Source organism: Bacillus cereus group sp. BfR-BA-01441 (genome assembly GCF_022663075.1).
Classification (GTDB): Bacteria; Bacillota; Bacilli; order Bacillales; family Bacillaceae_G; genus Bacillus_A; species Bacillus_A cereus.
Window position 1 is genome coordinate 1 of the sequence record NZ_JAKUEU010000113.1, and the last position, 12,863, is coordinate 12,863.

Genomic DNA, 12,863 nt, shown 5'->3' on the forward strand with positions numbered 1-12,863 from the left:
AGCGATTCTGCAACTTATATCGGCGATTTCCCAAATATATCGACTTACCGACAAGAAACGACAAATATAGGCTCCACTTAACTTCCCATTGCTTTTTTGTTGCTTTATATACCTTAGTACCTTTATATTTTATATTGTTGAATATTTAAAAAAGGGTAAGGGGAAAACAAATGAGAAAAAAAGTCATGATGTCTTTAATGTTAATGACGTTTCTTTCTGCGGTAGAAGGAACGATTGTTAGTACAGCAATCCCTCGTATAACGAGTGATTTGTCAGGCGTCGAACTTGTTAGTTGGGTATATGCAATTTATATGCTTGCAACAGCTGTTTCGACTCCAATATACGGAAAGCTCGCTGATTTATTTGGCCGTAAAAAAGTTTTACTGATCGGAGCTACAATCTTTTTAGTCGGTTCTGCACTTTGCGGAGTCGTTACATCGATGGAACAATTAATCTTCTTCCGCGCGCTTCAAGGTATCGGTGCTGGTGCTGTTATGCCAATCACAATGACGATTATTGGAGACTTATATAGCGAAGCGAAAGACCGCGCGAAAGCACAAGGTTGGATGAGTGCCGTTTGGGGTGTATCCGGTGTTATCGGACCGTTAGTAGGTGGATTTTTAGTTGATTCCCTTTCTTGGCGTTATATTTTCTTCCTAAACGTTCCATTCGGAATTATCGCTTGCTTAATGATTGCAATTTACTACAAAGAATCTATTAAACCTGCTAAGCATCATATCGATTATCTTGGTGCAACAGTCTTCTCATTAAGTACAATCGCTCTACTATATGCATTATTAACAGGTAGCAGTAAGCAAAACTGGGGAGACATGACAATTATCGGCCTATTAATCTTTGCCGCTATTTCATTTATTATTTTCTTATTCATCGAGAAGAAATCTCCGGAACCATTAATTCCGCTAGCACTTTTCTCTAACCGTACATTATCTACGATAAATATATTAACTCTTATTGCTGGCGCAATGATTATTAGTATTACAATGTACCTTCCAATTTGGAGCCAAGGTGTATTAGGGAAAAACGCTACAGAAGCTGGACTTATTTTAATGCCAATTCCTGTTATGTGGACATTTGGCGCTATTTTCTCTGGTAACTTAGTAGGCAAATTAAAAACGAAACAAATCATTTTACTTGGAGCTAGCATTTTATCAGTCGCTACGTTCTTATTATTTACACTATCAACAAATTCACCATCGTTCCTTATTTATGTAGCAGTCGGATTATTCGGCTTAGGAATGGGGCTTGTGACACCGATTTACATGGTAACAATTCAAGCAGCCGTACCAGCTCATACACGCGGAACAGCTGTTGGTTTAAACACATTTATTAATACATTTAGTCAAACGTTAGGTGCTGCAATATTCGGTACAATCTTCAATACGATGATTCACGCACGTGGTATTAAAAATCTTGATCTTGTATCTGGTGGACATGGCGGTACTACAGCAAACGTAGTAACCGAATCGCAATCTGCATTAGCATCAAGCGTACACGTCATTTATATGAGCACTTTCGTATTAGCAGTATTTACATTAATTATCGCTTGGCTCTTATTAAAGCCAGCTACACAAACAAGTGAGCAACAATAAAAAGGATGACCATTTTGGTCATCCTTTTTTATTCTTCATTCTCCACAATATGTTTCAGCATGGATAATTTATTATCCCAAAAACGTTCATAATACGAGAGCCATTGTTGTAATTCTTCTAATGGTTCTGGATGCAAACGATATATCTTCTCTCTTCCGCTTTTTCTTCCACTTACTAAATTCGCTTCTGAAAGAATATGAAGGTGCTTTACAACCGCAGTACGACTCATCGGAAAATGATCCGTTATTTTGGAAATCGGTAACTCTTTGTCACTTAATAACCGTATTACTTCTCGGCGGGTTGGATCAGCAATTGCTTGAAATACATCATATTTCGCTGCTGACGAGGACACTTAGCCTTCGACAACCTTTTTCAGTTTTTCATTTACAATCGCTACCCAACCACCGCTCATTCTATCGCGAATAATAGAGCTCTTCGCATTTGCTTTCGGAAGAATTTCATCAGGATGTTTCCAGCCGCCGTGAATTAACGTAAATTCTGTTTTGTTATCTCCTAAGTCTTTCAAATCAAATGAAACAACCCAGCCATCTGTATCCCATGAGAAAGATAAATGGTTTGGTTCATCAATTTCTAATACTTTACATGGTGATGGCCCAAATGGTGATTGCACATGAAATTCATGTCCTACCTCTAATACAAAATCATTTGGCATAAACCATGACGCAATCCCTTCTGCAGTTGATACTACACTCCATACCTTTTGAATAGACGCGTTAAAAACGATTGTTTGTTTAATATCATTTAATGTATTTTGTTGTTCCATTTTCATTCTCCTTTACTCGGCGTTACAACATAACACCTTTTGGTTGCACTTTGATAATATAACACCTTTTAGTTTCATGTCAACGCTAATTCTTTTACTGTTGAGAAATTCTCAACATTTTTTCAACAGGACAAACACCCTCTTAGCATTTCCTCATAATATACTCACAAAGGCAATACAAAATAAAAACTTCTCTCAACATGAAACTCCATCATTCATATTGAAAGAAGCGCCTTACTTATATCATGCGTACTTCGTCTCTCCTCCTTCCCTCAGGGACAATACGCGAGATATGACAAATCAGAAGGAATATGCCCACCATTTGAGTAGGTAGTTATTTCTCTTCTCCTCAACATTTCCTTAGGAGCGAAATGACTACCGACTCACTTTTTTCAAACAAAATAAAAAGGGGTTGAACGCTATGTTCTATTGTATTAACTGCTCTGATATTCATCATGAAAAACATCCAAATGATAAAGTATTCAAAAACGGTTTTTATATTGATCCATTTTTAGGTGATCGTTATCACCTTGGTATGTGTAAAGATGCCCAAAACCATGAAACAGGGGAGCCTCTTTTAACGACAAAGAAATCAGGCGCCCCCCAATCTATTATGAATGTATTACCGACACATGTTGTCCCAACATAAAGCATAAAAAAGAGCTGGCTCACCCAGCTCTTTTTTATGCTTTATAAACGATCATTGCTGAAAAACAATAAATTTGGTTTTCATCGTCGTTAATGGAAACACCAACTTGATATTTAATATCTACCAAGTTGCTATCATCAATCTTTTTCAAAAAAACATTTACAGCATCTTCTAAGTCTTTTTCGTGACTTTCATCAAATACTTTCACACGAATCATGTTAACACCGTCCTAGATCGCAGCCCTCCGCCGCTTGATTATTGCCACGGTGCGTATCTATGATGCGATAAAACTTTCCATTCTCATATATATATCCGTCTTCTAACACATATTCTTTATCTTCAGTATAGACATAAAACTTACCTATCATAAATTTACTCGTATATAATTCCAAATAATTTGGTCTAAATTTAGCTACAACTTTATTTGTAATATCAATTTTTATTGTGCGCCCCACCTTCTCTCCCTCCTTTGCAAAGAACGGATTTAGGTATATTGTATTAGCGCTTTTACATTTTATGCTTAAAAATAAGTGGATATGCCTTCTTTCTTCACCTGTACTATTTTTCTAAAAAAATCACGATAAATAAGGTCCCAAAAAAAAACATAAAAAAGCACTTTATCTTATTGACTCGAATATAAATATTATGTTATTATATAAAATTTGACATTTTTACATACTTATGCTATCATTAAAAGTGGTTACCACATATGGAGGTGGATGATTTGTTTCAAATTGGTGATAAAATCGTTTATCCAATGCACGGTGCAGGAATCATTGAAGCAATTGAAGAGAAAGAAATATTAGGTACTTCACGTCAATATTGTGTGATACGCATCATTAGTAAAGATATGCAAGTAATGCTTCCGATGGATCAATTAAAAAAATCGGGTATTCGTTATATCGTTGATCGAGGTACGTTAGATGATATACTTCTTGAATTTCAAAACGGGGAGTCAGACACATCACTCTCATGGAAACAAAGATATACAATGAATATGGAAAAAATGAAAAACGGCAATTTACAAGATAGCGCAGAAGTTGTTCGGGATTTACTTCGCCGCAATAAAGAGAGAACTTTAAATGCGAGTGAAAAACAAATGCTAGATAACGCCCGAAAAATGATGATCAGTGAAGTTGCACTCGTACAAAATGTTTCTGAACATCAAGCAACAGAATTTCTTCAAGATACAATTAATCACTAAATTTAAAATAGCTGGCCGCTATTTTTTTTTGTAAAAAAAGGACGAAGAGTTTTATCTCTTCGTCCTTTTATATTACCCACGCCCAGCTTGAAACGATGGATATAACGTCATTCCACCATCTGCAAATAGCGTAATTCCCGTTACGTAACTCGCCTCTGATGAAGCAAGCCAAGTTGCTACTGCTGCGATTTCTTCAGGTTTTCCAATATAGCCCATAGGTATCATACTTTCTACGTCAGCACGTTTTTTAGGATCAGCAAACTTTTCTGCATTGATTGGCGTATTAATTGCACCTGGTCCTATATTATTTACTCGAATACCTTTTGGTGCATACTCTAGCGCTAACGTTTCTGTCATCAGTTTAATGCCACCCTTACTTGCTGCATAGTGCACAAATAGTGGCCACGGAATTTTCTCATGAACACTAGACATATTAATGACAGAACCTTTAATATCATGTTCTACAAAATATTTAATCGCTTCACGACTTCCTAAAAAAGCACCTGTTAAATTTGTATTAATTACCCTATTCCAATCTTCAAGCGGCATTTCATGCGACGGTACCGCGTTTTCTATCCCTGCATTATTAATCATAACGTCAAGCGTACCAAACTCTTTCACAGCAGATTGAATGAGATTCACAACATCTGATTCGACGGTTACATCACCTTTTACAGCAATCGCTTCGCCGCCTACCTTTTTAATTTCTTCTAACACATCATTCGCTTCTGATTCTCGTGAGCGATAATTAATAACCACTTTCGCTTTTTCCTTAGCAAACCTCACTCCCATCGCTCTTCCAAGACCAGTTGCTGATCCTGTAATAACGACAACTTTCCCTGCTAAATCACTATACATTTTCATACCTCCTTTAACTTTTGGCTATACCTAACATAATTCCGGCTGCGATAATAAAAACAATACCGACAACGATACCCGTTAATTGACGTTTCGTTTTCTTTTCACCTAATATAAGGATCCCACCAAGCGTGGAAATAATAATTCCCATTTGCGATAGCGAGAAACTTGTTGCGACTCCAACACGCGGCTGCGAAATGAATAAAAACATATTTCCAGCTGCCCAAATTAATCCTGGAATAATATTTCGGATTGCATATTTATTAAATGGATGATGTTTAAAGGTAAGCAAAATCCCACCTAACACCATACCAACTGCTTGTGGCAACAAAGCTGACCAACCATCTACGTTAAATAGTCTAATCACTACTACGTAAACTAAATAGCCGACTGTTGAAATTAATAAAATTACGATACCTCTTTTAAAGTTTGCTGCTTGCTCTGCATTCTTTTCTTCTTCACTTTGAAGCGATGTTAAAATAACACCGATAATAATACAAACGAGCGCTAAAATCCCAAGGACGACCGATATTGTCGTGGACCATTCATGAAATACGATAACGCCAAATAAAGTCGTCGCGACTAATTGAAGTCCTGTTGAAATTGGCATCGTCCTCGAAACACCCATTAAATCAATACTTTTCAATTGATTTGCCTGACCAAGCGCCCAAAATAAACCTGACACAACTCCAACTCCGATAACGGTAGGTGTTAATACTGGCTTCATAAAAATATAAACAACAATTGAGAAAATAAGTGCTCCAAACGTTGTTCCGAGCGTTTGACTATACGGTCCCCCGCCCAGTTTTACGTTAAATAGCACAATACTTCCCCAAAATATAGCTGGTAAAATCGCTAAAAATATATCCATCACTCATTACCTTTCTTTACTAAATGCATAGGTTATCACTCTAAGTCATTAGAGTGAGCTTTTATTTTTTCTTTTTCCCGTTCACAAACTTTTTCTGCAATAGCGTCAGAAACATTCTTTTCTCGCTCCACTTTCTTTATCTTTACGTGATCTAAATGGTCTTCCAAAGTAAGCGTAACTTTATCGTTCGGGGGATTATGCGCTCCTTGAAATGTAAGAAATTGTAGCTTCACTTCATACCTAGGAACAAATTCATCTTTCTTGCCGAGACGCTTTATATTTATGACTGAAGCACATTCATATTGATCTTCTGTCACTTGTCTAATAACTGAATAGTACCTATTTGATAATGCACTCTCTAAAAGCTGTTCTCTTGATTCTTTCGCGAAAGAATCACTTGGAGAAGAGAAAAAAGACGCACATAGCATTGTCATAACTACACATATTTTTTTCATAATTCCCTCCTTGTTCTATAGATTAGTGTTCTCAAAACTGCCATAAAAAAACGACTTTCCCTATATAGGAAAGTCGTTTTAATGAATCCAATATTAACCACCGCTCACTGGTGGGATTAGTGCAACAACATCACCAGATTGGACCCTGTCATCTTCATTTGCATATTCTTCATTAATCGCAACCATAATTGGCTCTGAAACTGGTACATTATATTCGTTCGCAACAACATCTTTTAACTGTGCAACCGTAATATTTTCTTTCTCTATTTGTAATTCACTTGTCCCTGCTTCTTCTTGCAAGTGCGCAAATAACAATACTCGAATCATACTTATAGCTCCTTCCCAGGCTCTCCCGCCGGATATGGTGTTTTTTCTAATTGATCACCAATCCATGAGTCACCATCTTCCCAAAACTCCTTTTTCCAAATCGGAACAATTTGTTTTATGCGTTCCATAATATATTCGTTCGCTTCATAAGCCGCTTTACGGTGTGGTGTTGAAACAGCAACAACAACCGCTATATCAGAAATTTGCAACGTACCGATGCGATGTGTAATCGCAACGTGTGTACCTGGCCATTTCTCTTTCACTTCTAATCCGATTTTCTCTAGCATCTTTTCTGCCATCGTTTTATAAGCGACATATTCTAAGTATAATGTACGACGCCCTTTCGTAAACTCTCTAACCGTTCCAATAAATGTTGTAACAGCACCGCATTCACGTCGAATTACTTTCTTCGTTACCTCTTCAATCGAGATTTCTGTATCAATTACTTCATAATATGTATTTGTCATTTCGCACTCCTAACCGTTTGTAAAAACCAGTCTATGTACAACTCCTCTTCTGTTATATGAAATACTTTATATTCTTCTCGTATATTTACTGGGACATCATACCACGTAATAACCGCCACTATATTTTCTACTTTATGTAAAAGCTCAGCATCTTCCGCAGAACGAAGTAACACTACTTTCGGGTAGTTCTCTTTTTTATAGCCCTCTATTAAAATTGTATCCACTTTAAAAAACTCATATAAGCGAATAATTTCTTGCAAGGACCATTTCTTTCTTAGTGAAGAAAGTGAAAGTAATCCAGCACCTTCTACACTACTTACGACAGCACCAGCTTTACGGTGTCGTTCGCTATCTTTTTGCGCTACTTCTGGAAAACCTCCGTGCCCGTGATGTTTAATTGTAGCAACTTTCATTTCGCTTTCGGCTAATGCATGCACAATTTTCTCTACAAGTGTCGTTTTTCCGCTATTTTGATACCCTACTATTTGTAAGATTGAAGGGGCTTCGCCCATGGCCACTCACATCCCTCAGAGTGCTCTAACAATAATACGGATACTTTCATTCCGGTCTCAAATCCTCTCGTTCCTCCGGGTAACACGATAAAAGCATTCGCATCTGCAAGTGAAGATACCGCACTCGATTTATCTAAACCAACCGGCATCGCTTGTAACGCCCCATCCACAATTGTTACGTTCGCTCTTACGAAACGAGTAAATGGATTTGGCTTCGGAAAATCTTTTTGTAAAATAGCATCCGCTCTATATACGTGGGGTTCCTTCGCATACAAATACGTTTTTATAATTGGATGCACAAATAATTCAAAGCCTACATAACAAGCAGACGGATTTCCTGATAAACCAAAGAGTAACTTTCCATCAACTTCAGCTACTGTCGTTACACTTCCGGGCCTCATGGCTATCTTATTAAAGAGTACATTTGCCTGTAATCTTTCATAAATAGCTGGTAAGTAGTCATAATCTCCTACTGATACACCGCCTGTTGTAATTAAAATGTCGACCTCATCCATCGCTGATTGAACAGCTGTAAAACATGCATCTAACTCATCCGCGAGTTGACCATAATAACGAACTTTCCCGCCAGCTTTCATAATTTGAGCTGCGATCATATACGAGTTACTATTTCTAATTTTCCCCGGTTCTAACGGCTCATGTACTTCTAATAATTCACTTCCTGTCGTTACAATACCGACAACAGGCTGTTTTACAACTTTCACCGTGCTATATCCAAACGTTGCTAGTAAGGCCGCAACACCTGGATTAATTGCAACACCTTTCTTAACGAGAACTTGATTTTGTTTTATATCTTCTCCTTTAAACGACACATTGTCACCGTTATTAAAAGGGCGTTTTAACTTCATATATGTTTTCCCGTTCTTCTCAAACCCTTCTGTCAGCTCTAGCATTACGACTGCATTGCAATCTTCTGGAATAGCTGCTCCTGTCATAATGCGAATTGCTTCAAAAGCTCCTACTTCCTCTAAAAAAACGGAACCCGCCCCGATTTCTCCTATTACTTCAAATTCAACTGGATTCTCTTGAGTTGCTTCTTTCGTATCTTCTGCTCGAATGGCGAAACCATCGTAAGGGGAACGATCAAAATGAGGAACGTCATGATCTGAGACAACATCTTCCCCGAGAATTCTCCCGTAACTTTCCGTAATAGAAATTTCTTCTACTTCACCATGCTTCGCATATTTCATTACCCGTTCTACTGCCTCAGCAACTTGAATTGGAATTCGTTTTTCTACCATCGTTTCTCACCTCATATTTGCAATTTTTTTTATCTCGATTAAACTTTATATATTCAATAGAAATTACTTCAAGGAGGAATTCCATGTCTTCATTTACACATTTCAATGACCAAGGACGCGCAAAAATGGTTGATATAAGCGACAAAAAAGCAACCGTTCGAACAGCAATTGCGTGCTCTAGCATTGTCGTTACGAAAGAAATTTACGATAAAATCTCTCACAATGAAATTGGGAAAGGTGACGTATTAGCAGTTGCGCAAATCGCAGGCATTATGGCCGCGAAACGTACTTCTGATATTATCCCAATGTGCCACCCTTTATTATTAAAAGGTGTTGACGTTTCTTTCGATTGGAAACAATCAGAAGAACAATATCGTTTACTCATTGAAGTAAAAGTTAAAACAGAAGGTAGCACCGGTGTTGAAATGGAAGCTTTAACAGCTGCTTCCGCTACCGCTCTTACTGTGTATGATATGTGTAAAGCTGTCGATAAAGGTATGATTATCGGTGAAACGTACTTACTTGAAAAAACAGGTGGAAAAAGTGGAGATTATACGAGAAATTCATAATCCTCTCTCCGTTGAGCCTAAAGGGTTTCCTTTAGGTTCAACCTATATATCTTGCATATAAACTTTTCGCTACATTCATATCATTCGTCCCATGAATGAACGCCCTGCCATCTGTAAATAAAACAAAACGATATTCTTCTACCGGAAATGATAATAAATAAGGTGTCGCCTTTATCTCTACGCTTCTTTGTAAGCGTTTTTTAATTTCTTCTAAATTAAAATTCTTCCGCACACCCGGGCGAATTTGTACTGTATTCCGCCCACATAACACTTCTGTTTTCGTTTGTCCTTCAAATGTTAAACTCGGATATGTACGTAACCTTCCGCAAGATAAACAAGTATCTTTTTTCTGCCTATTCACTTTAAATGCCATCTGTTGATTATTCCAAAGATCAAACGATAACATCGTTTCACGAAGCGCACCAAAGTCTTCTACTAATATTTTCAGCGCTTCCGTAATTTGATGCGCAACTACTAATTGTACTGCCGGTTGTATAATACCAGCTGTGTCACATGTTGCACCGCTCGCTGGATGCTCCATTAAACAGCGAAAACACGGTGTTTTCCCTGGTAAAATTGTATACGTTACTCCGTAGCTTCCGACACACCCACCATATATCCACGGAATATTATACTTTTGTGAAATATCATTAATAAGAAGACGCGTTTCAAAATTATCTGTCGCATCTAATATTAAATCTACATCATTCACTAATTCTTCCATTTCTTGCACCGTTACATCCGTCACAACAGGAGTTATTTCCACCTCAGAATTAATTGCTCTTAAATGCTCTGCTGCCGCTACCGCCTTCGGTTTATACTGCTTTGCATCTTCTTCTGTATATAGTTGTTGTCTTTGTAAATTACTCCATTCTACATAATCACGATCAGCAATCGTTACTTTTCCAACACCCGCTCTAACAATCGCTTCTGCATTTGCCGCACCGAGAGCACCAGCACCAATAATAAGCACATGCTTCTCTCTTATTTTTCTCTGTCCTTCTTCTCCAACACCAGAAAATAATATTTGTCTTGAATATCGCTCCTGCATGCGATAGCCCCCTTTCTTATCCTCCTATATAAGACATTTCGATTTTCGGACGATTTTTTGCACTTTCTTCTGTTCGTTCATCCGAATACCTATCTTTTCTATTCATCCATACATCTTGTATAACACTTAATAACTCCTCATCCGAAAGATTTCCTCTAAGAAGTTCTCTTACATCCAAACCCTCTGTCGCAAATAAGCACGTATAAAACTTTCCATCTGCCGAAATTCTCGCCCTCGTACAAGAGACACAAAATGACTCAGAAACAGATGTAATAAAACCAACTTCAACATTTGTTCCAACGTACCGATATCGCTTCGCAACTTCACCAAAGTAATGCGCTTCGGCTGGCTCAAGTGGATACATCTTATGAATCATCTCAATCAATTCTCGTTTTGTAACGACTTGATCAAAATTCCACCCATTTGTACTACCAACATCCATAAACTCAATAAACCGAAGCGTGATTCCTTGCTCTTTAAAATACGCAGCCATCGGAAGTACTTGATGATCGTTCATCCCTTTTTTTACAACCATATTTACCTTTACTTCCAGCCCCGCCTCTTTAGCTGCTATAATTCCCTTAATTACCGGTTTTGTATTAATATTTCGACCATTAATATTCTTAAATATGTCATCATCTATCGCATCTAAACTAACATTCACTCTATGTAATCCAGCTTCTTTTAATGCCTTCGCTTGTTTCGTTAAATGTACAGCATTTGTCGTTAACCCTATATCTATTAACCCATCAATTTTCACAAGACGTGCAATAAGTTTTGTTAAATCTTTACGAAGTAGTGGCTCACCACCAGTAATTCTAATTTTTCGTACACCGATGTTAACAAATAATTTTGCCAAACGCTCAATTTCATCAAAAGTTAGTAAAAACTCATCTTTCAAAAAAGCATAATCTGGCCCAAATATTTCCGCTGGCATACAATATGTACATCTAAAATTGCAACGATCAATGACAGATATACGTAAATCTTGAAGTGGGCGTCCAAAAAAATCTTTAACCATCTCCTGCATCGCCACCCTCCCTTTCTGCCAAATTTCTTTCTTTTCATTCTATTATAATATATTTTCGAACTACGATGTTTTTGCTCAAGGGAATAAAGTGAAACTTTAAATAATTAGAGGGGATCCACTCCCCCTGGTTAACGAGGTTTACTTACAAATACAAAGATAAAAAAACCTTGAAACATAAAAGTTTCAAGGTTTTTTGCTTATTAACTTAATCTAATAATAGTTAGGGTAGCCCCTGGCGTTGCTGTAGATAATGTAGCTACTGCAACTACTCCAAATAACTGTAAGCTAACAGCAGCTCCAGCAGGCAAGTTAGCGATTATTGTTGCACTAAATGAACCAGTAGCCACTGTCGGAGCGTTTATCGTTCCCGCAAGCGGACTGCCATTTACAGTTATACGAGAACTTACAACTAATCCTGCCGTTAAATTAATTGTATAAGCTATATAATAATTTCCTGCATTCGCAACTGTAAATACAGTATTTCCACCACTAACGGTTATTCCTGGACCAATATTTTGATTGTTCGGTAATGGTACATTCGTACCACCTAATAAAACGGAAATAGCGGTTCCTGATGTATTATTCGCAAATGCATACGTTGCAGTTGTACTAACTCCAGTCGCCCCGGTCGCTCCAGTGGCTCCAGCTCCGGTTGGACCTGTATCTCCAGTTGGACCTTGTGAACCGGTTGCTCCTGTTGCCCCCGTTACTCCTTGGATTCCTTGCGGGCCTTGAATTCCTTGGGGCCCTGTCGCTCCGGTTGCTCCTGTTGCTCCCGTTGGACCTTGAATTCCTTGCGGGCCTTGGATTCCTTGGGGGCCTTGAATCCCTTGTGGGCCTGTCGCTCCGGTTGCTCCTGTTGCTCCCGTCGGACCTTGAATTCCTTGCGGGCCTTGAATTCCTTGGGGGCCTTGTGGGCCGGTCGGGCCTATATCACCTTGCGGACCTTGGATTCCCTGTGGGCCTTGTGCCCCGGTTGCCCCTGTCGCTCCTTGGATTCCTTGAGGACCTTGTGGACCTTGAATTCCTTGGGGGCCGGTTGGACCTATGTCGCCTTGTGGGCCTTGAATTCCTTGGGGACCTTGTGCTCCGGTTGCCCCCGTTACTCCTTGGATTCCTTGGGGACCTTGAATACCCTGTGGACCGGTTGGACCTATCTCTCCTTGAACACCTTGGATTCCTTGCGGGCCCTGTAAACCCGTCACTCCGGTTGCTCC

Annotated in this window: 18 protein-coding genes; 4 read left to right on the forward strand and 14 right to left on the reverse strand. The window is 38.5% G+C overall.

All coding sequences use genetic code 11. The annotated features are described in order from the left end of the window. Positions 1–170: 170 nt before the first annotated feature. Positions 171–1,610 carry an MDR family MFS transporter gene (locus MR107_RS26985; RefSeq protein WP_001228021.1) on the forward strand — a complete coding sequence of 480 codons (1,440 nt, stop codon included), beginning with the start codon at positions 171–173 and terminating at the stop codon, positions 1,608–1,610. 28 nt (positions 1,611–1,638) lie between these two features. Here the strand turns inward: MR107_RS26985 and MR107_RS26990 are convergent, their stop codons facing one another. Next, positions 1,639–1,962, reverse strand: a complete 324-nt coding sequence (locus MR107_RS26990; RefSeq protein WP_000098837.1) for an ArsR/SmtB family transcription factor — start codon at positions 1,960–1,962, stop codon at positions 1,639–1,641. Next, positions 1,963–2,394: an SRPBCC family protein gene (locus MR107_RS26995; protein WP_000437765.1), complete on the reverse strand. Its 432-nt coding sequence runs from the start codon at positions 2,392–2,394 to the stop codon at positions 1,963–1,965. 421 nt (positions 2,395–2,815) lie between these two features. On the opposite strand from MR107_RS26995, the gene MR107_RS27000 reads away from it, so the two are divergent. Then, the gene (locus MR107_RS27000; protein ID WP_078186251.1) at positions 2,816–3,043 is read left to right on the forward strand and encodes a DUF3973 domain-containing protein; all 228 of its coding nucleotides are present in this window, start codon (positions 2,816–2,818) and stop codon (positions 3,041–3,043) included. A gap of 34 nt (positions 3,044–3,077) precedes the next feature. On the opposite strand, the gene MR107_RS27005 is transcribed toward MR107_RS27000, so the two are convergent. Together MR107_RS27005 and MR107_RS27010 are read right to left on the reverse strand one after the other, a co-directional pair. Further along, the gene (locus tag MR107_RS27005) at positions 3,078–3,260 is read right to left on the reverse strand and encodes a sporulation protein Cse60 (RefSeq protein ID WP_078186252.1); all 183 of its coding nucleotides are present in this window, start codon (positions 3,258–3,260) and stop codon (positions 3,078–3,080) included. 1 nt (position 3,261) lies between these two features. Continuing rightward, entirely contained in the window at positions 3,262–3,498 is a 237-nt protein-coding gene (locus tag MR107_RS27010; RefSeq protein ID WP_000533803.1) for a DUF2553 family protein, read from the reverse strand. A gap of 254 nt (positions 3,499–3,752) precedes the next feature. Between MR107_RS27010 and MR107_RS27015 the strand changes: the two genes are divergently transcribed. Next, on the forward strand, positions 3,753–4,247 hold the full coding sequence (locus tag MR107_RS27015) for a CarD family transcriptional regulator (RefSeq protein WP_000451445.1): 495 nt from the start codon (positions 3,753–3,755) through the stop codon (positions 4,245–4,247). Positions 4,248–4,319: 72 nt separating this feature from the next. Here the strand turns inward: MR107_RS27015 and MR107_RS27020 are convergent, their stop codons facing one another. The 7 genes from MR107_RS27020 to moeA form a co-directional block, all read right to left on the reverse strand. After that, the gene (locus MR107_RS27020; RefSeq protein WP_000286673.1) at positions 4,320–5,105 is read right to left on the reverse strand and encodes a glucose 1-dehydrogenase; all 786 of its coding nucleotides are present in this window, start codon (positions 5,103–5,105) and stop codon (positions 4,320–4,322) included. 13 nt (positions 5,106–5,118) lie between these two features. Next, a complete protein-coding gene (glcU, locus tag MR107_RS27025) occupies positions 5,119–5,976 on the reverse strand; it encodes a glucose uptake protein GlcU (RefSeq protein ID WP_000350861.1) in 858 nt (285 codons plus the stop codon). Between the two features lie 35 nt (positions 5,977–6,011). Beyond that, the gene (locus MR107_RS27030) at positions 6,012–6,431 is read right to left on the reverse strand and encodes a DUF3888 domain-containing protein (protein ID WP_000717684.1); all 420 of its coding nucleotides are present in this window, start codon (positions 6,429–6,431) and stop codon (positions 6,012–6,014) included. A gap of 93 nt (positions 6,432–6,524) precedes the next feature. Next, positions 6,525–6,758 carry a molybdopterin converting factor subunit 1 gene (gene moaD, locus MR107_RS27035; RefSeq protein ID WP_000621778.1) on the reverse strand — a complete coding sequence of 78 codons (234 nt, stop codon included), beginning with the start codon at positions 6,756–6,758 and terminating at the stop codon, positions 6,525–6,527. A gap of 2 nt (positions 6,759–6,760) precedes the next feature. Beyond that, positions 6,761–7,225 carry a molybdopterin synthase catalytic subunit MoaE gene (moaE, locus tag MR107_RS27040; RefSeq protein WP_000185942.1) on the reverse strand — a complete coding sequence of 155 codons (465 nt, stop codon included), beginning with the start codon at positions 7,223–7,225 and terminating at the stop codon, positions 6,761–6,763. Then, positions 7,222–7,737: a molybdopterin-guanine dinucleotide biosynthesis protein B gene (gene mobB / locus MR107_RS27045; protein WP_000503325.1), complete on the reverse strand. Its 516-nt coding sequence runs from the start codon at positions 7,735–7,737 to the stop codon at positions 7,222–7,224. The genes moaE and mobB overlap by 4 nt, the downstream gene beginning before the upstream one ends. Beyond that, on the reverse strand, positions 7,707–8,996 hold the full coding sequence (moeA, locus tag MR107_RS27050; RefSeq protein ID WP_000229690.1) for a molybdopterin molybdotransferase MoeA: 1,290 nt from the start codon (positions 8,994–8,996) through the stop codon (positions 7,707–7,709). Before moeA ends, mobB begins: the two co-directional genes overlap by 31 nt. 83 nt (positions 8,997–9,079) lie before the next feature. On the opposite strand from moeA, the gene moaC reads away from it, so the two are divergent. Continuing rightward, positions 9,080–9,565: a cyclic pyranopterin monophosphate synthase MoaC gene (gene moaC, locus MR107_RS27055; protein ID WP_000094146.1), complete on the forward strand. Its 486-nt coding sequence runs from the start codon at positions 9,080–9,082 to the stop codon at positions 9,563–9,565. A 37-nt stretch (positions 9,566–9,602) separates the two neighbouring features. Here moaC and MR107_RS27060 read toward each other — a convergent pair whose 3' ends face one another. The 3 genes from MR107_RS27060 to MR107_RS27070 all read right to left on the reverse strand — a co-directional run. Next, positions 9,603–10,616, reverse strand: coding sequence for a molybdopterin-synthase adenylyltransferase MoeB (locus MR107_RS27060; RefSeq protein ID WP_001158105.1), 1,014 nt, complete (start codon positions 10,614–10,616; stop codon positions 9,603–9,605). Between the two features lie 16 nt (positions 10,617–10,632). Beyond that, positions 10,633–11,646 (reverse strand): GTP 3',8-cyclase MoaA, encoded by a 1,014-nt coding sequence (gene moaA, locus MR107_RS27065; RefSeq protein ID WP_001157114.1) that lies wholly within the window; start codon positions 11,644–11,646, stop codon positions 10,633–10,635. A gap of 200 nt (positions 11,647–11,846) precedes the next feature. Beyond that, the coding region (locus MR107_RS27070) for a BclA C-terminal domain-containing protein (protein ID WP_472926409.1) at positions 11,847–12,863 on the reverse strand (1,017 nt) is incomplete at its 5' end.